The following is a 22,384-nucleotide window of genomic DNA, read 5'->3' as shown; positions in this document are numbered from 1 at the left end:
TAATGTATTCAACGAAAACATAAGTGGCGGGGATGCGCGATGATCGACAAACAGGAATTGGCTGATTTCTTTGCCCGGGAATTCCCCCAGGCTGATATTGAACTGGAGCATTTGGGAAAACTGAGTGCCACCCTGCGCAAACGAATCGGCCACAGCGACCTGCGACCCGGGGGCACGGTGTCGGGCCCAACCTTGATGGCACTGGCTGACGCAGCACTCTACGCTGCCATACTCGGCGAAATTGGCCTCGTGGCCCTGGCGGTGACGACCAATCTGAATATCAACTTTTTGCGCAAGCCCAGCGCCAATCGGGATATCCTCGCCGAATGTCGGCTAATCAAACTGGGCAAAACCCTCGCTGTGGGCGAGGTGTCGCTCTACTCAGAAGGTAACCCCGACCCCGTGGCCCACGTTGTCGGCACCTATTCCATTCCACCACAGCGTTAAATCTGCGCCAGCGTCGCCTTATTGCGGGCTTCCTCGACGTATGCGACAAACTGCGCACTTGGGACAGGCCGACAGAAATAATAGCCCTGGAAGTACTCACAATTCCGCGCTTGCAGTAACGCCAACTGCTCTTCTGTCTCCACACCTTCGGCAACGACTTCCAGACGCAGGTGGTGGGCCATCGACAGAATCGTCTCGACAATCACCAGGTCACTCTCGTCGGAGGCCACATCGCGCACAAAGCTCTGGTCGATTTTCAGTTGGTGGATCGGCAACTGCTTCAGGTAACGCAGCGAGGAGTACCCGGTGCCGAAATCATCGAGGGAAATTCTGACCCCCAGTGTTTTCAGCTCATTCATTTTTGAAATGGTGTCGATCACGTTCTCAACAATCAGACTCTCGGTAATCTCGAGAATAATCCGGCTCGGATCGACGCCGAAGTAGTCCAGAGCGTCGCGCACATCCTGCACAATATCGCCGCAATGGAACTGTCGGGCACAGACGTTGATCGCCAAATGATCGAGGTAAATGCCGTCATTCTGCCACTCCTGTAGCTGCCAACAACCGGCGCGCAGCACCCAGCGCCCCAGCCGCTCGATTAGCGCGCTCTCCTCGGCGATGGGAATAAATTCCCCCGGCGCCACAACACCGCGCTCAGGGTGGTTCCAGCGCACCAGCGCCTCGGCAGACACACACTGCCCGGCAGAATCGAGCTGGGGCTGGTAATACAGCTCCAGCTGATTGTTATCGATGGCGTAGCGCAGCTCCTTCTCGACCTTGAGCCGTTGGTCGGCCCGCTTTTGCATGGCATCTTCAAAGAAGCAATAGGTATTTCGGCCGCTGTTTTTCGCGTGGTACATCGCGGTATCGGCCTGCTTGAGCAGGTCGTCCGCCGATGTGTCCCGAGCGTTGACACAGAGACTGATACCGATACTGGTGGAGATATGGTAGTCATTGCCGTTGATATCAAAGGCTGCGCCCAACAACTCAGTAATATGACGGGCAACCTGCTCGGCGCGAGCGGGCAATTGCTCGCTCTGGGCCACCGGACTCAGCACCAGACTGACAAACTCGTCGCCGCCCACACGAGCGACCAATTCCGCGCCTGCACCGTTGCGCAGCCGTTCGCCGATCTGCACCAGCAACTGGTCGCCAAAGCCGTGCCCCAGCGAATCATTGATATGCTTGAAGCGATCCAGATCAAGAAATAGCAGGGCAAAATGCAGCTCGCCGTGGGCAACACTGGCCAGCAGTGCCTTCAACCGAACGTGGAGCATATGGCGATTAGGCAAGCCCGTCAGCGGGTCGTAAAACGCAAGGTGTTCTATCGCCTGCTGACTGTCGAGTAATTGCAGGGTGCGCTGGTTAAACAGATGGGTGAGCGCCCCCAGTTCTCCGCGATCTTCGGTGAAGATCAATTCCGACTCCCCCTCCTGCAGGGCCAGCTTGGTACGTAGCTGCTGGGACATTTGCTTCATCGGAATGGCAAGCTGGGCGCGTATCAACAACCAGGTCACCACCAGCACGGTCAAAATAGCGTAGATAATGACATCGAACAGGCTATCGACAAACTCCGTGGCTTCAAGCCGAGCGGCGCTGTCGGGCATCACCGTAACGATATTCCAGAAGGTGCCGGGCATAGTGGTGACCGAGACGTAGATCTTTTCCCCCAGAAGAAAGTCACTGCCCATAATGGCACCAGCCTGACTCGCCCTGGTCGCCTCCGCCGTACCAAAAAAATAGGCTGAACTGATTCGCTGCGCTTCCTCGCGGCCAATCTGGTAGCTCTCGTCGCTGATTTTTTCCGCCAGGGTATCAATTGCCGTGCTGCGCTGTTTCAAGCCCTTCATCTGCACGCTGAGCATGGCGACTATCGGCCTGTACTCGGGATATCGCCGGGCCAGCTCATCAATGTGAATATAGGGCTCAAGGGAGTTACCCGTTGGCGAGTCCCCCTCCCTCACCATTTTTTCATTGGGGAAGGACAGCAAGCGACCGCTGCGATCCACTATAAAGGCGTAGCCGCCAAAGCTGTACGTGGCCTGAGCAAGTAGCTCGGCAATCCCTTCCAGCTTCAGATCCACTGTGGCCACCCCCAGCAATTCACCATTGCGGTGCATCGGCGTGGAAACCGTCACCATCTGTTGGCGGGAATGGGGGTCGATATACGGCTTGGACCAGTAGTCCTGCCCAGGGGCCAGATAGCGGGCGGGCACGTACCACTCTTCCCGGTGATAACCCGCACCTTCCATCAGATTGTAGTCGTTATAAAATTCCAGCTCTCCGCTGGCGTTACGACCCCAAAAAATACTGCAGCGCTCGCAGTCAGGCTCAAAGGCGAAGGGCTCCGGCCAAACGCCGCCCCCGGCAATAATACTTTCTGCCCCGGGCGGGTTTAACATATCACGCAGTAGCAGTCGGCCGTTGTCGTGGTCGATCACCCACTGCGCGGCCCGCGCCATATTGTGTGCAATAATCGATGCCTTCGCCGCGCGCCGCTCCAGCTCCGCCAGCACATCGCTTCCTGCGCCGGCAACCGTCTGCGAGGCCTGACTGCGAATCAGCGACTCACCGACGGTTTTACCAATGATAAACAGGCTGACAACAACCAGAATGAAAAGGGCTGCAAAACTGGCAACCACGCGAAACTCAAGCCGGTGAAACCAGCGAATGGGGAAGTCGTTATCCGGTTTTTTTTTGCGCGACGATCTACTTAGCACCTGAATCACCAAGGCTATGGGCATGTGTCACCGATGTCAGTACCTGTTCGGTCATCCCAAGCCCTCCATTGCAGATGCCATTTCAGCACATTCTATCAGCTACACCACATTGGGGGTGTACGTGGTTTTACGACAACGACCTTCGCAAAACCCTACGTACTCCCTTCAAGAATAGCCCAGCGCCGCGTTCTGTCAATCGAGCTGACTGACGTCCCGCACAGCGCCTTTATCGGCACTGGTCGCCATTTTGGCATAGGCTTTCAATGCTGCAGACACCTTGCGCGGACGCTCTTTTACCGGCTTCCACGCGTCGGCACCTCTGGCCTCCATCGCCTTGCGACGCTTGTTCAGCTCGCTATCGTCCAGCAGCACATTAATGGTACGGGCAGGAATATCTATGCGGATAATATCCCCCTGCTCGACCAGCGCAATTGCCCCCCCTGCAGCCGCCTCCGGCGACGCGTGGCCAATTGACAGCCCCGATGTGCCGCCGGAGAAGCGACCGTCGGTAAGCAGGGCACAGGCCTTACCCAGCCCTTTGGACTTGATATAGCTGGTGGGGTAGAGCATCTCCTGCATACCCGGGCCGCCCTTGGGGCCTTCGTAGCGCACAATAACCACATCGCCCGCCTTCACCCGGTCGTGAAGAATGTCATCAACGGCGTCTTCCTGGCTTTCACAAATATGGGCCGGGCCTTCAAAGACCAGAATGCTTTCGTCAACGCCGGAGGTTTTCACCACACAGCCATCAACAGCGATGTTACCGTAGAGCACCGCCAGACCACCTTCGGTGGAGAAGGCATGGGCCAGCTCGCGAATACAGCCATTTTCCCGATCGGCGTCCAGCGACGGCCAGCGGGTGCTTTGACTAAAGGCGGTCTGGGTAGGTATACCCGCGGGGCCTGCCTTGTAGAACTCCTTCACCGCGTCATTATCGGTCACCATGATGTCCCAGGTAGAAAGCGCCGAGGCGATGCTACTCGCGTGCACCGTGGGCAAACCGGTATTGAGCAGGCCAGCCCGGGCCAGCTCACCGAGAATGCCGATAACACCACCGGCACGGTGTACGTCTTCCATATGGTATAGCGGGGTATTCGGCGCGACTTTACACAGCTGGGGCACCGTGCGCGACAGGGCGTCAATGTCCTTCATGGTGAAGTCCAGCTCGGCCTCCTGAGCAGCGGCCAGCAGGTGAAGAATGGTATTGGTCGAGCCGCCCATGGCGATATCCAGGGCCATGGCGTTATTGAAGGCATCACGACAGGCGATATTGCGCGGCAGCACACTGTCGTCGTCCTCTTCGTAATAGCGCTTGGTAATTTCGACGATACGACGACCCGCTTCGCGGAACAGTTTTTCCCGGTCGGCGTGGGTGGCCAGCAGCGAACCATTGCCCGGGAGCGACAGCCCCAGGGCTTCCGTCAGGCAGTTCATCGAATTGGCGGTGAACATCCCCGAGCAGGAGCCACAGGTCGGACAGGCCGAGCGCTCGTATTCCGCTACGGTTTCGTCGTCAGCGGAGTCGTCGACCGCAATTACCATCGCGTCAACCAGATCGAGCTTGTGCTCCGACAGCTTGGTTTTACCCGCTTCCATCGGCCCGCCAGACACGAAAATCACCGGAATATTCAGCCGCATCGCCGCCATCAGCATCCCCGGAGTGATCTTGTCACAGTTGGAGATGCACACCAGCGCATCGGCGCAGTGGGCGTTTACCATGTACTCCACGGAGTCGGCAATAATATCCCGGCTGGGCAGACTGTACAGCATGCCGTCGTGGCCCATGGCAATGCCATCGTCTACAGCGATGGTATTGAACTCCTTGGCGACCCCACCGGCTGCTTCGATTTCGCCCCCGACCAGCTGTCCCATGTCCTTGAGATGCACATGGCCAGGCACAAACTGCGTAAAGGAGTTGGCGACGGCGATGATCGGCTTATCGAAATCGCCGTCCTTCATACCCGTGGCGCGCCACAATGCGCGGGCACCTGCCATATTGCGACCGGCGGTGGAGGTTTTGGAACGGTATGCAGGCATGCTGACCTCTTATCTGTAGACTCTCCAGTAAAGGCCGCAAGTTTACCACAGAGAGGCCATTCTGAGTGGACTGCGACATCGTGGAGAAAGCGCCGTACTATTGCCACTACCGACGACAACGCAAAGGCCGTCAATCTGGTAGATTGGCGCTGTTGCATCTATCCAGCTGCTACGCGGACACCACGCCGAGCAGACGACCACAAGGCCTGATATGAACGATCCTGTAAGCACTGCCCACTCGCTGATCCTCCCCTGGCTGCCCAGCCTGATTACCCTGTTGGTGCTCGGCATCGCCTGGCTGTTCACCGCCAAGATATTTACAGTGCAAAAGGAGCATGGCGCCGATATTCGCTACCGGGAGCAAGGCACCAAGCTGATTTTCCGCCTGCTTGGGCTGGTCATGCTGATCGCCACATTGCCGATGGACAGCGAGTTACGCGGCCAGTTGTTTTCATTGATCGGCCTCCTCGCCAGTGCCGCGATTGCCCTGAGTTCCACATCGGTGATGGGAAACCTGATGGCGGGTTTTATGCTGCGCACAGTGAACAGCTTTCGCGCAGGAGATTACATCGAGTTTCGCAACGAACTCGGGCGAGTATCCCAGCGAGGCTTACTCCATGTGGAAATCCAGAATGAGACCAGCGAGCTGGTGACCGTACCCAATCTGCTGCTGGTACAGGAGCCTTACAACGTTGTGCGGTCCTCCGGCACGGTGATTTCCGCCGATGTCTCGCTGGGCTACGACGTTGACCGCCGCGATATCGAGGCAGCCCTGCTAAAGGCCCTCGAGCAGTCCGAACTGGGCGACGGTTTTGTACAAATTCGCGGGTTGGGCGACTTCTCCGTCACCTATCGTGCCAGCGGTTGGCTGGACGAAGCCGGGCTATTAGTGAGCACTCGCTCCAAGCTCAGGGGCCGTATGCTGGACGCCCTGCACGAAGCCGGCATTGAGATCGTATCGCCCAACTTTATGAACCAGCGGGTGCTCGACCCCGCCGGAAAAATCATCCCCGCCAAACGCCACCGCCAGCGCGAAAAGGACACCGACGGCCACGCCGAGGGCGTGCTGTTCAACAAGGCCGAAATCACCAGCACCGTTGATACGCTGGAAAGCAAGATTCAGTCGCTGAAGGAAAGCCTGAAAAACGAAGAGCTGGATGAAGCCGAGCGCGACGAGATCAAGGCCGAGCTGGGCATACGCACCGAGGAACTCGAAGCAGCCCGCACCATCGCCAAGCTGGAAAGTGAAAAAGACCGCAAAGCCGACAAAGACAGCAGCGACGAATAGGGGTCTGTCCCCGGGGACAGACCCCTGTTTACAGGCGGGTCTTCAGCCAGTCGGTTAATGCCAGGCCCGTCCCCATTGGCCAGGGCTTGATCTCTTCCGGCGGGACAATTTTGTAGTCGTCCAGCTCGTGGTTCAGCGCGATCTGGCCCGCAGCCTTGATGTGATAGGCAATAATGACCTGGTTTTGCTGGGCAAAGGGGTACACGCCCACCAGACGGGTTTCCAGCGCGTGGAGGTTCAACTCCTCCTGGGTTTCCCGCCGCGCGCATTCTTCCGGGTCTTCGCCCGCTTCCAGAAAGCCGGTGATAATCGAATAGAACTTTTTCGGCCAGCTGACGTTGTGGGCCATTACCACGCCGCCTTCAACCTCGACGATCATCGCCACCACTGGCACCGGGTTGTTGAAATGCACAAAACCGCAGCCAGGGTCAGAACAACCGCGACGGATTTCATGGTCAATTAATACCTCACCGATCGGCGCGGCGCATTGGGGACAAAATTTCATCTGTTCACTCTCATTTCACTGCGACAGGACTACACCGATGACGGCTCACCAGCGATTCCTTTCATTACCAAGCCGTCGATAATGCCCAGCCCGGATCAAAACCGCAACTTGGCCGCCCCCGGTCCTGGTATGAACCTGTCCAAGCTGCGCGATTCGTGGCAGCCTGTGTGCCTGCCACCCTCTTTGCACTGGAGTCGCTATGGAATTGAATTTAAACAATCGCCTCGCCCTGGTCACCGGAAGCTCACGGGGCACCGGACAAGTGATCGCAGAAACACTGCTGCGCGAAGGGGCTACGGTAATATTTCACGCATTGGAACAGCGCGATGCAGTGGATGTCGCCAAACGCGCGAAATGCTATAGCTGCTGGGGCGATATCACCAGCGAGGCCGGGCGCGCGCAGCTGGTAGAGCAGATTAGCACCATTGGTGAGATTGATATTCTGGTAAACAACTACGGCACCGGCAGCGCCGGCAAATGGGCCAGCTGCAGTGAAGAGGACTGGCTGACAATGTATCAGCACAATGTGCTGTCGGCGGCGGGGCTATGCCGTGCTTTCAGCCCCGCGATGCGCCGGAAAGGCTGGGGACGCATTGTGCAACTGGGCACTATCGGCAGCCACCAACCGAATAATATTATGCCCCATTACTATGCCGCCAAGGGCGCTCTCGCCACTATGACGGTTAGCCTGACCAAGGAACTCAGCGGCAGTGGTGTCACGGTAAATACCGTATCGCCGGGGCTGATTCACACCGCCGAGCTGGAGCAGAGCTATCGCCGACGAGCCGCAAAGTTGGGCTGGGGTGAGCGCTGGGAGGATATCGTTGCCGGCATTGTGAGCCACGATTTTCCCAACCCCTGTGAACGCATCGCCGAACGGCAGGAAGTAGCAGATCTGGTGGCCTTTTTGTGCAGCGATCTGGCGGGGTTTATCAACGGACAAAACATCCGCATTGACGGTGGTGCCGTGCGCTATGTGTAATCGACGCCGTCAATCACTCGCTCAACCGCCGATTGCGTAGCCTGGGCCGACCGGAAGATGGACCTCTACAAGCTCAGAAATCTCAACGCGATTTCGCCCGGCGTGTTTGGCCTGGTAAAGCGCGCGGTCAGCGGCTTCGATCACTGACTGGGGCTGGCCGGGGGTAACGAGGTCACCGAAGTATATCCCCGCACTGATAGTTACCACCGAAGCGCAGGAAGAACTCTTGTGTGGAATGGCCAGTGCTGCGATACCATCGCGCACCGTGTCCACATGCTGGTAAAACGTGGTCACCAATGACTCACCGATACTGAGCACAACAAACTCTTCACCGCCGTAGCGCGCCACAACATCGGTCTCGCGACTAAAGCCGTCCTGCAGCACCATGGCGATTTCCCGCAGCACATCGTCCCCGGCTTGATGACCATAGCTGTCGTTAAATTTCTTGAAGAAATCCACATCAAAAAATGCAATGCTTAAAGGGAACCCCAAACGTTCATGCAAGCCCACCATTCTCGCCAACTCTGCGTCGAAATGGCGGCGATTATATAAGCCCGTTAGATCGTCGCGACTGGCAATGTTTTCCAGCGCGCTGTTTTGTTCTCTTAGCAGGCGGTTCTTACTCTCGATCTTTCTGGCATAGCGCACTGTGTCGCTGACATCGTGGGCCATCATAATGGTGTGGGTCCAATTTCCGCCGTCATCGTTTAACGGCGACATATTCATTTCACACCAAAAGGTCCCTCCGGTGAGGCGTCCAACTTCAAAGGTGTAACGAAAACTCTCACCCGTGCTCAGGGTTTGACGAATAGTCGAACGCAGGGATTTGTCTAACAAAATGCCATGAAGTTTGCTGGCGCCGTCTACAGGACCTAGGATGTCCGCTCTGTCAAAACCAAACAGCATTGCACTGGAAGGGTTGGCATAGACGCATTCCCAGCCGTGGCTGCCCGTGGCAAATATCATGACTCCTTCGCTGCTAGCATCCAGAGCTGATCTCAAAACCTTCTCATCAATCATAGACTACCCCCATAATCCAAAGGGCGCCGGTAAATTACCCTCCTTTCATGGCTTGAACTACTCGTTATAAACTAATCGCGCTGTAGCAAGGCATATCGGGACTCTACTTGATTTACACGCGGGCGACGATATGTAGATTCCGAAGGTTTACAACTGAAGTGATCACACCGCAACACCGGGCGAAATTTCCCATCTGCTCAGGTGCAAAGATAAAAAGGGGAATAGATTCAAATACTAAAGGAATTCGGCCAGTACACTGTCAAGAAATTCAAAGCCTTTATCCGTTGCTGCGATAGTTCCTTTTCGTCTAACCAGCAAGCCATTGGCGCGCAATTGCTCTAACGAATTATTTATATCGCCCAGAGGCACTCCCGTTCGTTGAAAGAACAGCGCTTCATCCACACCCTCGCGCAGGCGCAGGGCATTCATCATAAATTCGAGGGGCAATTCTTCCCGAGCAATCATCTCCCGCTTGCTGGTGCGGCTACCTATTCGGCTGAGATAATCCTCGGGCTTGCGGGTTTTCTGGTAACGAAACACCTCCCTGCTATCCGCTACGGTGATTTTGCCGTGGGCACCGGCGCCGATCGCCAGATAATCACCAAAACACCAGTAATTCAGATTATGCTTTGCCCGATGCCCCTGCCGGGCATAGGCGGATACTTCATAGCGTCCAAAGCCGGACTCGGCCAACAGCTCATGGCCCTCCTGCTGAATCGCCCCCAGTTCAGACTCCACCGGAAGTTGTGGTGGCCGTTTGTAAAACTCGGTATTGGGCTCGATAGTCAGCTGATACCAGCTGATATGGGGCGCTCCGGCATCAATGGCAGTCGTCAGGTCTGCCAGCGCCTGTGCCGCTGTCTGCCCGCTCAAACCATGCATCAAGTCGATATTGAAATTATCGAAATCAGCCTGCCTGGCACTGTGGATGGCGGCCAGCGCGTCGCTGTCACTGTGGATTCGACCCAATTTCTTTAACTGTTCAGGATCAAAACTCTGCACACCGATAGACAGCCGATTGATACCAAGCGTCCGGTAAGCGGCGAACCGCCCCACCTCCAGGGTCCCGGGATTGGCCTCAAGCGTGATTTCAATGTCTGCGGCAAAGCCCAACCGCGCGCGCAATCCGGCAAAAAGCCTGGAATAGGCCGCTGCACTGAACAAACTGGGGGTCCCGCCGCCGATAAAGATGCTGTGAATCGACCGCCCCTGAACAAAGCCAAGATCCTGATCGAGGTCTTCAAGCATGGCGTCGACATAGGCAAATTCGGGGAGCTCACCTTGACGGGCATGGGAGTTGAAGTCGCAATAGGGACACTTACGCACACACCAGGGGATGTGAATGTAGAGCGACAGCGGCGGCAGAGTATGCATTAACGGGAGAGGCTGGACGGGAGACGGGAAACGCCCAGTGAGCGGCGAAACGCAAGACGCAAGATGCAAAACGCCAATGCCGGTATTGCGTCTCGCATCTTGCCCCTCGCGTCTTGCACCACAGCTCTCACAACCCCAGCTCCTGCCATATCTCATCGATTTTCGCGACTACTGCCGGGTCTTTCACAATCGGCGTGCCCCACTCGCGGTCAGTTTCGCCGGGCCACTTGTTCGTGGCATCCATGCCCATTTTTGAACCCAACCCGGACACCGGCGAGGCAAAGTCGAGGTAGTCGATGGGGGTGTTCTCGACCAGTACCGTGTCTCGCGCCGGGTCCATACGGGTGGTGATTGCCCAGATCACATCGTTCCAGTCCCGGGCGTTGACGTCGTCGTCACATACAATCACGAACTTGGTGTACATAAACTGGCGAAGAAACGACCACACGCCGAACATCACCCGTTTGGCATGGCCGGGATACTGCTTCTTCATGGTGACCACCGCCATGCGATAGGAACAACCTTCCGGTGGCAGATAGAAGTCGATAATCTCGGGAAATTGCCGACGCAACAGAGGCACTAACACCTCATTCAAGGCGACGCCGAGCACCGCAGGTTCATCCGGTGGGCGACCGGTGTAGGTGCTGTGATAAATCGGCTGATCGCGATGGGTAATATGGGTCACGGTAAACACCGGAAAGCGATCAACTTCGTTGTAGTAGCCAGTGTGGTCGCCGTAGGGGCCTTCGTCTGCCATTTCCTCGGGGTCGATGTAGCCCTCCAGAATAAACTCGGCAGTGGCAGGCACCTGCAAATCGTTGCTGATGCTGGTGGTCAGTTCGGTTTTCTCGCCCCGTAACAGTCCGGCAAAAGCGTATTCGCTCAGAGTGTCCGGTACCGGCGTCACCGCGCCCAATGTTGTCGCGGGGTCCGCTCCGAGGGCCACTGACACGGGGAACTTCTCGCCGGGGTGGGTGGCCTTGAACTCCTGAAAATCCAGCGCGCCGCCGCGATGGGACAACCAGCGCATAATCAGCTTGTTGCGACCCAGCAACTGCATTCGGTAAATACCGAGATTTTGCCGCTCTTTGTTCGGCCCGCGAGTAATCACCAGTGGCCAGGTAATCAGCGGCGCGGCGTCGCCGGGCCAGCAGGTTTGAATCGGCAGCTTACGCAGATCGACGGCATCGCCCTCAATGCGGTGCTGCTGGCAGGGCGCCTTGCTGACCATTTTTGGCCCCATGTTCAACACCTGCTTGAACACCGGCATTTTATTCCACGCGTCCCGCAATCCCTTTGGCGGATCGGGTTGGCGCAAAAACGCCAGCAGCTCACCGACTTCGTGCAAGGCCTCAATGTCCTTCTGCCCCATCCCCATCGCCACGCGCTTTTCCGTGCCAAACAGATTGGCCAGCACCGGATAGTCATAGCCCTTGGGATTTTCAAACAGCAAGGCGGGGCCACCGGCACGAAGTACCCGGTCGCAGATTTCGGTCATTTCAAGATTGGGGTCAACAGGGTAGCTGATACGCTTCAGCTCGCCCTGTTTTTCGAGATGCTGGATAAAGGATCTGAGGTCGCGGTGGGTCATGACTAAACGCGAGACGCAAGACGCGAGACGCGAAAACCGCTACTGCACCGGCGTCTGACGTCTCGCGTTTTGCGCCTTGCTTATTTCCTTTTCATTGAATCGAAGAATTCGCCATTGGTCTTGGTGTCTTTCAGCTTGTCGATCAAAAACTCGATCGCGCCGGTGTCTTCCATGCCGTGCAGCAGTTTGCGCAGTATCCACATTCTCGACAGTTCTTCTTCGCCGGTGAGGAGTTCTTCGCGACGGGTGCCGGAGCGACGAATGTTAATGGCGGGGTAGACGCGCTTCTCGGCGATTTTGCGGTCGAGGTGCAGTTCGTTGTTACCGGTGCCTTTAAATTCTTCGTAGATCACTTCGTCCATCTTGGAGCCGGTGTCGATCAGGGCAGTGGCGATAATCGACAGGCTGCCACCTTCCTCAACATTCCGCGCGGCGCCAAAGAAACGCTTGGGACGTTCCAGTGCGTGGGCGTCGACACCACCGGTGAGTACCTTGCCGGAGCTAGGTACGATGGTGTTGTAGGCGCGGGCCAGACGGGTAATGGAGTCGAGCAGAATCACCACATCGCGCTTGTGCTCTACCAAACGCTTGGCCTTTTCAATAACCATTTCAGCGACTTGTACGTGACGAGCAGGGGGTTCGTCAAAGGTCGAGGCGACCACCTCGGCTCCCCGTGCACCGACAGAGCGCTGCATTTCGGTCACTTCTTCCGGACGCTCGTCGATCAGCAGCACAATCACATAACATTCGGGATTGTTGCGAATCACGCTCTGGGCAATGTTCTGCAACATCAGGGTTTTACCCGCCTTTGGCGGTGCAACGATCAGCCCGCGCTGGCCCTTGCCGATTGGCGCGGCGAGATCAATGATACGGCCGGTCAGGTCTTCGGTAGAGCCGGTGCCCATTTCCAGGGTCAGGCGCTCATTGGGGAACAGGGGAGTAAGGTTTTCAAACAGAACTTTGTTTTTGGACTGCTCAGGTCGAGTGAAGTTAACCTGGTCTACTTTGAGCAGGGCGAAGTAGCGTTCGCCTTCTTTCGGTGGCCGGATTTTGCCGGCAATGCTGTCACCCGTTCGCAAGTTAAAGCGACGGATCTGACTGGGCGACACGTAGATATCATCGGGGCCCGCCAGATAAGAGCAATCTGCAGAGCGCAAAAAACCAAACCCATCTTGCAGAATTTCCAGTACGCCATCGCCGTGAATGTCTTCTCCGCTCTTGGCGTGGCGCTTGAGTATGGAGAAGATGATGTCCTGCTTGCGAGAGCGGGCGATGTTGTCGAGGCCAATTTCCTTGGCGATATCGAGCAATTCCTGGGCAGACTTGGTTTTAAGATCAGTAAGGTTCATAGGTTCGTGGGTAGTTGGTTTGAGTAAAGATGAGACTCACGAAGAACGCAGGAGTGCCGGGTGACCTACACAAAGGTGACCGGACGTGCGGACGACGCAGACGTAGCAGAAGCGAAAAAACTAACAGGTATTATTGTGAAAAATGGGGATTGACGAGACTCTATCACCGAATGGCAGGAGCGTAAAGCCTAAAAATCTGCCCCGCCGCAATTCCGCGGGGCAGTGTCATCACAGAGCGCCGTCGATGAAGTCGCAAAGTTGGCTCTTGGACAGTGCGCCAACCTTGGTTGCCTCGGCGTTGCCGCCCTTGAAAATCATCAGCGTGGGAATACCGCGTACGCTGAACTTGGCGGGAGTATCGGCATTTGCGTCAACGTCGAGCTTACAGATTTTGATCTTGCCAGCGTAAACACCAGAGATCTCATCGAGTACTGGCGCGATCATCTTACAGGGGCCACACCACTCCGCCCAGAAATCTACCAGCACAGGCAGATCGGACTTAAGCACTTCTTCTTCGAAGCTGCTGTCAGTGACGTGAACGATGTTGTCGCTCATCTTGGTTCTCCGAGTTGGTATCGTAAAATTCAGGATCGGCGATGATAACACAGCTAAATTTGCGATGGAAAAGCCCATCGCCCCTGCACGGCGGCCGCACATGCGCTAAAGTAGGCGGCGACGCTGGCAAGGCAGGGCAGGGCAACACCTGCCCCCGACCAAAAACCAGCCCAATATCATACACATAGCTAGGGAGCGAGTAATGACAAAGGTCGCAGTAATTCTTTGCGGAAATGGCGTCTATGACGGCTCGGAAATTTACGAAAGCGTCATCAGCTTTATGGCCCTGGAAGAGGCCAACATCAACTATCAATGTTTCGCCCCCAACATTGAACAGATGCACGTGATTAACCACCTTACCGGCGAGGTCGCCGAGGGGGAAAGCCGCAATGTGCTGGTAGAGGCCGCGCGCCTGGCACGGGGCAACATCAAGGACCTGAAAGACGCGAAGGTCGATGACTATGACGCCCTTCTGGTTCCCGGCGGCTTTGGCGCGGCGAAGAACCTGTCTAATTTCGCGGTAAAAGGCGCAGACATGCAGGTGCTGCCGGAATTCCTTCAGTTCGCCCAGGCCATGCACCAGGCCGGCAAGCCCATCGGACTGATTTGTATCGCCCCGACGATGGCGGCGAAAATTTTTGGCCCCGGGGTGAAATGTACCGTGGGCAACGACGCCGAGGTATCGGCGGCAATTGCCGCTATGGGCGGCGAGCACTTCGACTGCAAGGTCGACCAGGTCTGCGTTGACAGTGAGCGCAAACTGGTCACCACCCCCGCGTACATGGTCGCAAACAGCATTTCCGAGGCAGCCAAGGGCATTCGCACCACCGTGGACGAACTGCTTAAAATGCTATGACATCCCTGATCGCGGCGGCTATGCTGGCCGCCCGACGTTAAAGACAGCGAGTTCCATGGCACGACTGCTATACAGTATTTTATTTTATCTGCTGCTGCCGCTGGTGCTGCTGCGGCTCGCCTACCGTGCACTGAAGGCCCCCGATTACCGCCACAGGGTGGCAGAGCGATTCGGCTTTTTTCGCTCATCTCCGCCCCCCGGCGGGCTGTGGGTGCACGCCGTATCCGTCGGTGAAACCATCGCCGCCGCACCACTGATCCGGCATTACCTGCAGCAACACCCGGATCTGCCGGTGACGGTCACCACCATGACCCCCACCGGCTCTGAGCGGGTACGTGCGCTGTTCGGCAACCGGGTGTTTCACGTGTACGCACCCTACGACACACCGGACAGCATTCGCCGCTTTTTGCGAAGAATAAGACCCCGGGCCGCAGTCATCATGGAAACCGAAGTGTGGCCAAACATGGTTTGCCAAACCGCCGCCAGCGGCGTGCCAGTGGTGTTGGCCAATGCGCGACTATCGGCAAAATCTGCGGCGGGTTATCAACGTGCCGGCGCCCTCAGCAAACCGGTGATGCGCGCCTTTTATCGAATTGTTGCCCAACACCAGGCCGATGCCCGGCGTTTTGCTGAACTGGGGGTAGAGCCCCACGCGCTGCGCGTCTCCGGCAGTATCAAGTTTGATTTGACACTGGAGGAGACCCAGCGCCGGTCAGCCCGGGAGCTTCGCCAGTCGCTGGGCAGCGACCGCCCGGTGTGGATTGCGGCAAGCACCCACGAGGGCGAAGACGAGTTGCTGCTTGCAGCCCACCGCAAACTACTCACGCAACTGCCTGAAGCGCTGCTGATACTGGTGCCGCGCCACCCCGAACGCTTCGACAGCGTCGCCCGGCTTATCGAAAACCAGGCGATGTCCTACCTCCGCCGCAGTGCCAGCACCGGCGATACCGGGTCAATACAGGTGTTACTGGGCGATACTATGGGCGAGCTGCTGGTGCTGCTGGGCTGCGCAGATGTCGCCTTTATTGGTGGCAGTCTGGTCCCCCACGGCGGCCACAACAGCCTCGAGGCCGCGGCATGGGGTCTGCCGATACTCACCGGCCACAGCGACTTTAACTTTGCCGATATCAGCCAACGTTTAGAGGAGGCGGGGGCGCTGATAAAAACCGACGCTCAGGAGATCGGCGCTGTACTAACCTCGTTATTGGCCAATCAGGGCAAACGAGAGTCGATGGGCAGTGCCGCTCTGGCGGTCATGGAGGGGAATCGCGGCGCGCTGGCAACATTGATTGCCGAGATCGACGCCGCATTGGCGAGCGGGGCAGAGTAAGCCTCAGCCCTTAGTCTCTTTCAGCGAAACAGCGGTGCTTTCCTGCAACCAGCGATTCAGCTGCTGAATATCTGCCGGACTCAGGGTCCCCGCATTCAGTTTCAACTTGAGCAGATCCACCACGTAGCTGTAGCGGGCATTGCTGTAATCGCGCATGGCCGCATAGAGTTTGCGCTGTGCATCCAGGACATCAACTACATTGCGCGTGCCCACTTCATAACCGGCCTGAGTCGCATCCAGGGCGCTGCGCGCCGACACGATATTCAGTTTCCGCGCCTTTACGGTCTGCACGGCGGTGTGCACTGCAATATGCTGGGCGCGGGTGCCGGCGATCACCTGACGCTGGGCCAATTGGGCGTTGTATTTGGCTGCATTGTACTGCTCGTAAGCCTGGCGCCGCCCGGCACTGATACCGCCACCGGCAAACAGCGGCATGGTCAACGTGACCCGCACTACCTCACTTTCGTACTCGCTCTCCGGCGGCACCGAGAAGGTACTTGGCGGATCAAAGGTGCGAGAGCCGTCGGTGTCATCCTTGGTATAGGAGAAACTGCCCGAAATTTTCGGCAAATGCTCGGAACGCTTTGCCCGGGCCATATCGTGGGCCGAACCCGACGCGGCATTGGCGACCTTTAACTGGTAGTTGTTCGCCAGGGCAAACTCTACCCAGGCCGCGCGATCGGCGGGCTCCGGCAGCACAATGGGGAAATCCCCCTTCAGCGACCACAGATTGTGGTGCTCCTGTCCGGTAAGCGTGCTCAGGTTCTCCTTGGCGACGGCCAGCGCCCCCTCAAAGCCCAGGCGCTGGGCCACGGTGGAATCGTAGACTGCACGGGACTCATGTACATCGGTAATCGCGATCAAGCCCACATCAAAACGCTGCTGGGTTTGTTCCAGCTGACGCTTCGCCGCGCGCTCTTCAGCCTTGGAGGCGTCGAGATTTTCACGGGCACGCAATACATTGAAATAGGCCTCGGCCACGCGAACAATCAGCTGCTGCTGATCGTAGGCAAGCTGGGCCTGTGCGCGCTCACTCACCCGCTTGCCCGCGCGATAGCTGAACCAGGCGGGCAAGTCGAACAGTGGCTGAGTCAGCGACAGTGAATAATTTTCGGATTCTGAATCGGTTGAGGTATGCTGATCGATAACCGTTGCCGAGGTGCCGGAAAAGGTCGTGCTCTTCGACGCCGCATCTGTCTCTGACTCCTGATAGTATGCTTGCCCGGTCAACCGTGGCAGCAACGCGGACCGCGCCAATACCTCGGTTTCACGGTCAGCGCGATAGGTCGCCTCAGCGGCCTTCAGTTGCGGGTCGTTCTGTACCGCCAGTTCGTAGACATCCAGCAGGGTTTCAGCGTGGGCCGCCGGTGCACCAAGGGCAACCGCAAAGGCGACACGAAGCAAGTGACGATGGGCAATCATAGAGTTAACCTGTGTTGCTAACGGGGAAACGGTGGGCTGCGTGAGCATCGCAGTTTATCAGACTCACCCTTATTGAAAATGATTATTAACTAATTGTATGGATTATGAAGCCGCTCGCCCTGAGCCGTATTACAAGTGGGAGCAATGTGAAAGATACCGCCTATAAAGTCGATCTCAGCACGCTTCTCGCCGACTGCGAGATGAATTACCTGCGCCTGAGCAAACTGATACCCGACGAGTTGGCCGAAGGCAGCAGTCTGTCCATTGGCGTTGGCACCGAGACGCTGCAACTGCATATTATGGAGCGCGCGCCGTACACCACGATGATCGACCTGAGCCTTAACCACGCCAGGACGCAGGGCTGGATGGAAACCCGTCTGCAGGTGCGCATGTATCACGACGCCGAGCTGGCCGAAGTGGTCGAGTCCCAGGGCGTAAGACCCATTCGCCCGCGCTACACCTACCCCAACGACGCCATGTTTCAGCAGGATGAAAAAGCCCAGCTGAACCGCTTTCTCGGCGAGTGGCTCAGCCAGTGTTTGCGTTGCGGTGAAATTAGTGCACACTCTCTAACAGAACTTGTTAGCCAGCAGAGCAATGATTAACGGGGAATTTGAAGTCCATCACACTAACCAGTCCCGGACCTATACCCCCCTCCCACGCATCCGTGTCATGCTGACTATAATCAGGTAACGATGTAGGAGGCTCGCTGGTTTTCCTACCCAGGGTAGCAACGCATTTTCAAGGAACCCACGAGATACTTTGTGACTACTGCAAGGGCTGCGGCCCCATCGGAACTCTGCGTGGTACAGATCAGTGACTGCCACCTGGGTACAAGTCTTGGCGATTGCCTGCTGGGCATGGACACCGATCACAGCCTCGACGAAGTACTTAAATTAATTCGCGACAATCACCCCCATATCGATGTCCTTGTCGCATCGGGCGACCTGTCGGGCAACGCCGCCAAATCCGCCTACCAGCGTCTGCTGCCCAAGCTCAATGCACTCGCCGATCGCCTTGTGTGGCTGCCCGGCAACCATGACGATCTGGGCGTGATGCAGCAAGTCGCGGCCCCGGAGCTGCTGTGCAGCACCCTGGAGCTGGATCCCTGGCAGCTGGTATTTCTCAACTCTGCGGTGCCGGAACAAGTCGGCGGACATCTGGCCCCCTCACAGCTGCAACTGGTTCGCGACTTACCCGACGACAATCCCAGCCTGATTTTCGTTCACCATCATTTACGCGCCTTGGGATCAGACTGGCTGGACGAGCAACGCATCGACAATGCTGATGAGCTGTTCGACATTATCGATAGCCGCGACAACATCGCCGCCATCGTTTCCGGCCATGTCCACCAGCAGTCAGACACCCGGCATCGCTCCCATCGCTTGCTGACCAGCCCATCGACCTGCATTCAATTCGCACCAAACAGTAATTCCTTCGCCGTAGACGAGCTGAACCCCGGGTACCGCTGGTTCACCCTATTTGCCGACGGTCGGGTAGATACCGGCGTAGAGCGGGTAAGCGGCGTGAGATTCACCATCGACAGAACAGCAGACGGTTACGAATGAGCAACACGCTAATTTATATTCATGGCTTCCTTTCATCTCCTGCATCACACAAAGCGCAACAAACCAGACTCTACGCTGAGCGCCACCTACCCGGGCTGAATGTACTGATACCGGATATGCCCAACACCCCCGCGGCCGCCCACCAGCGCCTCGACGAAATCATCAGTGCCGAGCTGAACAAAAAAGACAACCAGCTCGCCCTTATTGGCAGCTCCCTGGGAGGGTTTTTTTGCACCGTTTTCGGCGAGCGCTACAACCTTCCCGCGGTATTGATCAATCCCGCGGTTCGCCCCCACACCTTTGGCGATGCCTTCGTCGGCGAACATCGCAACCCCTATACCGGAGTAGACTTTACCGTCACCCCCGATGACCTCGACTGTCTGCGCGACTTACACCCCGAGACCATTACCCCCTCGCGCTACTGGGTAATGGTGCAGGAGGGCGACGAGACCCTCGACTATCGCCACGCCATGGATTATTACCGGGAGTGCAGGATTCTCTGTGAGCCTGGCGGCGACCACAGTTTTCAGGGATTCGAGCGACATCTGCCCGAAGTAGTGGCATTTCTGCGCCTGAACAGTTAACAATACGGCCTGAATTCAACTAGGATGGCGCGGGTAGCCCGCCCTCTCCATAGTCGCACCCCGCATCGGCCAACAATACGATTCGCCTGAGCGCGTGCCGACAAGGGCCAGTCAACAAAAATGGGAAAGCATGTCTAACTACACCTCACAGTCTATTGAAGTTCTCACGGGCCTGGAGCCGGTGCGCAAACGCCCCGGCATGTACACCGACACCACTCGGCCTAACCATCTCGCCCAGGAAATTATCGACAACAGTGTTGACGAAGCACTGGCAGGGCACGCCAGCGAAATCACCGTCACCCTGCACAACGACAACTCACTGAGCTGCGCGGACAACGGCCGCGGCATGCCGGTGGATATTCACCCGGAAATGGGCCTGCCCGGGGTCGAGGTGATCCTTTCGACCCTGCACGCCGGGGGTAAATTCTCCAACGACAACTACCAGTTTTCCGGCGGTCTGCACGGGGTCGGGGTATCGGTCGTCAACGCTCTGTCCACCCTGCTTGAGGTCACCATCAAGCGCGACGGCCAAGTGCATCAAATGCGCTTTGCCAACGGTGACAAGGCATCTGATCTGGAAGTGATCGACACCTGCGGCAAGCGCAATACCGGCACCCACCTGCGCTTCTGGCCCGACGCCAAATACTTCGACAGCCCCCGCTTCTCGGTGCGGCGCCTCAAGCACGTGCTGCGCGCCAAGGCCGTACTGTGTCCCGGGCTCAAGGTCATCTTTCTCGACGAAACCGGCGAAGAAAGTGAGGAGTGGTATTACGAAGACGGTCTGTCAGACTACCTGTCCAGCAATACCCGCGACTACGAAACCCTGCCTCCGCAGCCCTTTATCGGCCACTTTTCCGGCAATAATGAAGGCGTGGATTGGGCTGTGCAATGGCTGCCCGAGGGCGGCGAGCTGATTACCGAATCCTACGTCAACCTGATTCCTACCGCCCAGGGCGGCACCCACGTCAACGGGCTGCGCAGCGGCCTGCTCGACGCCATGCGTGAATTTTGCGAATTTCGCAACCTGATTCCCCGCGGCGTAAAGCTCACCCCCGACGACATCTGGGACAAGTGCAGCTACGTGTTGTCGTCGAAACTCGCCGACCCCCAGTTTTCCGGCCAAACCAAGGAACGGCTCAGTTCGCGGGAAGCCTCGGTGTTTGTCTCCGGCGTCGCCAAGGACGCCTTCAGCCTGTGGCTGAACCAGCACACCGAAGAAGCCGAGAAGCTCGCTGAGCTGTGTATCAACAACGCCCAGAGCCGATTGCGCAAGGCCAAAAAGGTGGTGCGCAAGAAAGTCAGCGCCGGCCCGGCACTGCCTGGCAAACTGGCAGACTGCTCCGGAGTTGAAAGCGAGCGCTCAGAGCTGTTTCTGGTAGAGGGCGACTCGGCGGGCGGCTCAGCCAAACAGGCACGGGACCGCCAGTTTCAGGCCATTCTGCCGCTACGGGGGAAAATCCTGAATACCTGGGAGGTGGACTCACAGCAAATCCTCGGCTCCCAGGAGGTCCACGACATCTCCGTTGCCCTTGGGGTCGACCCCGACTCCAGCGACCTGAGCGGGCTGCGCTACGGCAAGATATGCATCCTCGCCGACGCCGACTCCGACGGTGCCCATATCGCCACCTTGCTGTGCGCGCTGTTTTTGCGCCACTTCCGCGCAATGGTCGAGCAGGGCCACGTATTTATCGCCATGCCGCCGCTGTATCGTATCGATATCGGAAAAGAGGTGTACTACGCCCTCGACAACGGCGAGAAGCAGGGCATTATCGACCGCATTGAAGCCGAGAAAATCAAGGGTAAAGTGTCCGTGACCCGCTTCAAGGGCCTCGGTGAAATGAACCCCCTGCAACTGCGTGAAACCGTTATGGACCCCGACACCCGTCGATTAGTGCGCCTGAGCATTGAAGATCAGGACAACACCGACGAACTGATGGATATGCTGCTCGGAAAAAAACGCGCCGCCGACCGCAAGGAATGGCTGGAGCGCAATGGTGATGAAGCCGACGTATTGATGTAACCCTCTGTTCGCGAGGTAGCCTCGCTCCCACAGATCCGCACCACCTCCTGTGGGAGTGTGCCCCGCACGCGGAGCCCTCCGCATCTTTCCCACCATGCAGCATTTCGCGAAGTGGCCTCGCTCCTGCAGGCCTGAACCACCCCCCTGTGGGAGTGTGCCCCGCACGCGGAGCCCTCCGCATCTTTCCCACCATGCAGCATTTCGCGAAGTGGTCTCCCTCCTTCAGGCCTGAACCACCCCCCTGTGGGAGCGTGCCCTGCACGCGAAGCCTTCCGTAATCATAATTAATGGACCAGAATTAGCCGAAAACTGCATAGGAAAAGTGATGGCAACAGACGAACATCCCCTCAACTACTACCTCGCTGCCTGGCAGCGCTACGGCAATTTCTGCGGCCGCGCACCACGCCGGGAATACTGGTACTTCATTCTGTTTCATATACTTGTCAGCATGGCCGCCAACCTGATTGACACAGTGTTCGGCACAATGAATTTTCAACGGGGAATAGGCTTGTTGGGCAGCATGTATTTTGTTGCCAGCCTGCTACCGGCGCTGGTCATGGCTGCGCGGCGATTGCAGGATACCGGGCGTTCGCCCTGGTGGTTATTGCTGTTAGTGATTGCCCCTATCGGGCCATTCATACTGCTGGTCATGACGCTGTTTGACAGCCAGCCCGGCGAGAATGCCTATGGTGCCAACCCCAAAGGGGCTGACACCAGCGCCGGATAGTAGCTGGCT

The 22,384-nt window shown here is 57.3% G+C and carries 19 protein-coding genes; 10 read left to right on the top strand and 9 right to left on the bottom strand.

The annotated features are described in order from the left end of the window. The first annotated feature begins 39 nt into the window (after nt 1–39). Entirely contained in the window at nt 40–447 is a 408-nt protein-coding gene (locus tag HCU74_RS13330) for a PaaI family thioesterase (RefSeq protein WP_168450907.1), read from the top strand. On the opposite strand, the gene HCU74_RS13325 is transcribed toward HCU74_RS13330, so the two are convergent. Beyond that, nucleotides 444–3,191, bottom strand: coding sequence for a bifunctional diguanylate cyclase/phosphodiesterase (locus HCU74_RS13325; RefSeq protein ID WP_168450906.1), 2,748 nt, complete (start codon nt 3,189–3,191; stop codon nt 444–446). The two genes, HCU74_RS13330 and HCU74_RS13325, sit on opposite strands and share 4 nt — an antisense overlap. Before the next feature lie 168 nt (nt 3,192–3,359). Continuing rightward, entirely contained in the window at nt 3,360–5,204 is a 1,845-nt protein-coding gene (gene ilvD / locus HCU74_RS13320; RefSeq protein WP_168450905.1) for a dihydroxy-acid dehydratase, read from the bottom strand. Between the two features lie 211 nt (nt 5,205–5,415). On the opposite strand from ilvD, the gene HCU74_RS13315 reads away from it, so the two are divergent. Next, the gene (locus HCU74_RS13315; RefSeq protein ID WP_168450904.1) at nt 5,416–6,492 is read left to right on the top strand and encodes a mechanosensitive ion channel family protein; all 1,077 of its coding nucleotides are present in this window, start codon (nt 5,416–5,418) and stop codon (nt 6,490–6,492) included. Between the two features lie 28 nt (nt 6,493–6,520). On the opposite strand, the gene HCU74_RS13310 is transcribed toward HCU74_RS13315, so the two are convergent. After that, nucleotides 6,521–6,997, bottom strand: a complete 477-nt coding sequence (locus HCU74_RS13310) for an NUDIX domain-containing protein (RefSeq protein ID WP_168450903.1) — start codon at nt 6,995–6,997, stop codon at nt 6,521–6,523. 199 nt (nt 6,998–7,196) lie between these two features. Here HCU74_RS13310 and HCU74_RS13305 point away from each other — a divergent pair, with 199 nt between their 5' ends. After that, nucleotides 7,197–7,979 carry an SDR family NAD(P)-dependent oxidoreductase gene (locus HCU74_RS13305; RefSeq protein WP_168450902.1) on the top strand — a complete coding sequence of 261 codons (783 nt, stop codon included), beginning with the start codon at nt 7,197–7,199 and terminating at the stop codon, nt 7,977–7,979. Nucleotides 7,980–8,000: 21 nt separating this feature from the next. Here the strand turns inward: HCU74_RS13305 and HCU74_RS13300 are convergent, their stop codons facing one another. The 5 genes from HCU74_RS13300 to trxA all read right to left on the bottom strand — a co-directional run bounded on the left by HCU74_RS13300 (nt 8,001) and on the right by trxA (nt 13,868). Continuing rightward, complete coding sequence (locus HCU74_RS13300) at nt 8,001–8,999, bottom strand: sensor domain-containing diguanylate cyclase (RefSeq protein ID WP_168450901.1); 999 nt, start codon at nt 8,997–8,999, stop codon at nt 8,001–8,003. 234 nt (nt 9,000–9,233) lie between these two features. Beyond that, entirely contained in the window at nt 9,234–10,373 is a 1,140-nt protein-coding gene (gene hemW, locus HCU74_RS13295) for a radical SAM family heme chaperone HemW (protein ID WP_168450900.1), read from the bottom strand. A gap of 127 nt (nt 10,374–10,500) precedes the next feature. Then, nucleotides 10,501–11,964 (bottom strand): 4-hydroxy-3-polyprenylbenzoate decarboxylase, encoded by a 1,464-nt coding sequence (gene ubiD, locus HCU74_RS13290; RefSeq protein WP_168450899.1) that lies wholly within the window; start codon nt 11,962–11,964, stop codon nt 10,501–10,503. An 80-nt stretch (nt 11,965–12,044) separates the two neighbouring features. After that, complete coding sequence (gene rho, locus HCU74_RS13285) at nt 12,045–13,313, bottom strand: transcription termination factor Rho (protein ID WP_168450898.1); 1,269 nt, start codon at nt 13,311–13,313, stop codon at nt 12,045–12,047. A 228-nt stretch (nt 13,314–13,541) separates the two neighbouring features. Beyond that, nucleotides 13,542–13,868, bottom strand: a complete 327-nt coding sequence (trxA, locus tag HCU74_RS13280) for a thioredoxin TrxA (RefSeq protein WP_168450897.1) — start codon at nt 13,866–13,868, stop codon at nt 13,542–13,544. Nucleotides 13,869–14,070: 202 nt separating this feature from the next. On the opposite strand from trxA, the gene elbB reads away from it, so the two are divergent. Both elbB and waaA read left to right on the top strand, forming a co-directional pair. Further along, on the top strand, nt 14,071–14,724 hold the full coding sequence (gene elbB, locus HCU74_RS13275) for an isoprenoid biosynthesis glyoxalase ElbB (RefSeq protein WP_168450896.1): 654 nt from the start codon (nt 14,071–14,073) through the stop codon (nt 14,722–14,724). Between the two features lie 55 nt (nt 14,725–14,779). After that, complete coding sequence (waaA, locus tag HCU74_RS13270) at nt 14,780–16,054, top strand: lipid IV(A) 3-deoxy-D-manno-octulosonic acid transferase (protein WP_168450895.1); 1,275 nt, start codon at nt 14,780–14,782, stop codon at nt 16,052–16,054. A 3-nt stretch (nt 16,055–16,057) separates the two neighbouring features. Here waaA and HCU74_RS13265 read toward each other — a convergent pair whose 3' ends face one another. Then, nucleotides 16,058–17,476, bottom strand: a complete 1,419-nt coding sequence (locus HCU74_RS13265; RefSeq protein WP_168450894.1) for a TolC family outer membrane protein — start codon at nt 17,474–17,476, stop codon at nt 16,058–16,060. Nucleotides 17,477–17,622: 146 nt separating this feature from the next. On the opposite strand from HCU74_RS13265, the gene HCU74_RS13260 reads away from it, so the two are divergent. From HCU74_RS13260 to HCU74_RS13240, 5 genes are all read left to right on the top strand, one after another. After that, nucleotides 17,623–18,081, top strand: a complete 459-nt coding sequence (locus HCU74_RS13260; RefSeq protein WP_345889691.1) for a DUF1249 domain-containing protein — start codon at nt 17,623–17,625, stop codon at nt 18,079–18,081. Nucleotides 18,082–18,240: 159 nt separating this feature from the next. Next, entirely contained in the window at nt 18,241–19,044 is an 804-nt protein-coding gene (locus HCU74_RS13255; RefSeq protein ID WP_168450892.1) for a metallophosphoesterase, read from the top strand. Then, nucleotides 19,041–19,628, top strand: coding sequence for a YqiA/YcfP family alpha/beta fold hydrolase (locus HCU74_RS13250; protein ID WP_168450891.1), 588 nt, complete (start codon nt 19,041–19,043; stop codon nt 19,626–19,628). The genes HCU74_RS13255 and HCU74_RS13250 overlap by 4 nt, the downstream gene beginning before the upstream one ends. 130 nt (nt 19,629–19,758) lie before the next feature. Further along, the gene (parE, locus tag HCU74_RS13245) at nt 19,759–21,648 is read left to right on the top strand and encodes a DNA topoisomerase IV subunit B (protein ID WP_168450890.1); all 1,890 of its coding nucleotides are present in this window, start codon (nt 19,759–19,761) and stop codon (nt 21,646–21,648) included. A 325-nt stretch (nt 21,649–21,973) separates the two neighbouring features. After that, a complete protein-coding gene (locus tag HCU74_RS13240) occupies nt 21,974–22,375 on the top strand; it encodes a DUF805 domain-containing protein (protein WP_168450889.1) in 402 nt (133 codons plus the stop codon). Nucleotides 22,376–22,384: the final 9 nt, after the last annotated feature.

The organism is Spongiibacter thalassae, assembly GCF_012272835.1.
Taxonomy (GTDB): Bacteria; Pseudomonadota; Gammaproteobacteria; order Pseudomonadales; family Spongiibacteraceae; genus Spongiibacter; species Spongiibacter thalassae.
This window is presented reverse-complemented; position numbering and strand designations above follow the sequence as displayed.

What these genes read in the sequence shown, in the direction of transcription:
- HCU74_RS13300 (WP_168450901.1), bottom strand. Translation starts at nt 8,999, where the DNA reads ATGATTGATGAGAAGGTTTTGAGATCAGCTCTGGATGCTAGCAGCGAA.
- HCU74_RS13305 (WP_168450902.1), top strand. Translation starts at nt 7,197, where the DNA reads ATGGAATTGAATTTAAACAATCGCCTCGCCCTGGTCACCGGAAGCTCA.
- HCU74_RS13250 (WP_168450891.1), top strand. Translation starts at nt 19,041, where the DNA reads ATGAGCAACACGCTAATTTATATTCATGGCTTCCTTTCATCTCCTGCA.
- parE (WP_168450890.1), top strand. Translation starts at nt 19,759, where the DNA reads ATGTCTAACTACACCTCACAGTCTATTGAAGTTCTCACGGGCCTGGAG.
- ubiD (WP_168450899.1), bottom strand. Translation starts at nt 11,964, where the DNA reads ATGACCCACCGCGACCTCAGATCCTTTATCCAGCATCTCGAAAAACAG.
- HCU74_RS13330 (WP_168450907.1), top strand. Translation starts at nt 40, where the DNA reads ATGATCGACAAACAGGAATTGGCTGATTTCTTTGCCCGGGAATTCCCC.
- rho (WP_168450898.1), bottom strand. Translation starts at nt 13,313, where the DNA reads ATGAACCTTACTGATCTTAAAACCAAGTCTGCCCAGGAATTGCTCGAT.
- HCU74_RS13265 (WP_168450894.1), bottom strand. Translation starts at nt 17,476, where the DNA reads ATGATTGCCCATCGTCACTTGCTTCGTGTCGCCTTTGCGGTTGCCCTT.
- trxA (WP_168450897.1), bottom strand. Translation starts at nt 13,868, where the DNA reads ATGAGCGACAACATCGTTCACGTCACTGACAGCAGCTTCGAAGAAGAA.
- HCU74_RS13315 (WP_168450904.1), top strand. Translation starts at nt 5,416, where the DNA reads ATGAACGATCCTGTAAGCACTGCCCACTCGCTGATCCTCCCCTGGCTG.
- HCU74_RS13310 (WP_168450903.1), bottom strand. Translation starts at nt 6,997, where the DNA reads ATGAAATTTTGTCCCCAATGCGCCGCGCCGATCGGTGAGGTATTAATT.
- hemW (WP_168450900.1), bottom strand. Translation starts at nt 10,373, where the DNA reads ATGCATACTCTGCCGCCGCTGTCGCTCTACATTCACATCCCCTGGTGT.
- HCU74_RS13240 (WP_168450889.1), top strand. Translation starts at nt 21,974, where the DNA reads ATGGCAACAGACGAACATCCCCTCAACTACTACCTCGCTGCCTGGCAG.
- waaA (WP_168450895.1), top strand. Translation starts at nt 14,780, where the DNA reads ATGGCACGACTGCTATACAGTATTTTATTTTATCTGCTGCTGCCGCTG.
- elbB (WP_168450896.1), top strand. Translation starts at nt 14,071, where the DNA reads ATGACAAAGGTCGCAGTAATTCTTTGCGGAAATGGCGTCTATGACGGC.
- ilvD (WP_168450905.1), bottom strand. Translation starts at nt 5,204, where the DNA reads ATGCCTGCATACCGTTCCAAAACCTCCACCGCCGGTCGCAATATGGCA.
- HCU74_RS13325 (WP_168450906.1), bottom strand. Translation starts at nt 3,191, where the DNA reads ATGCCCATAGCCTTGGTGATTCAGGTGCTAAGTAGATCGTCGCGCAAA.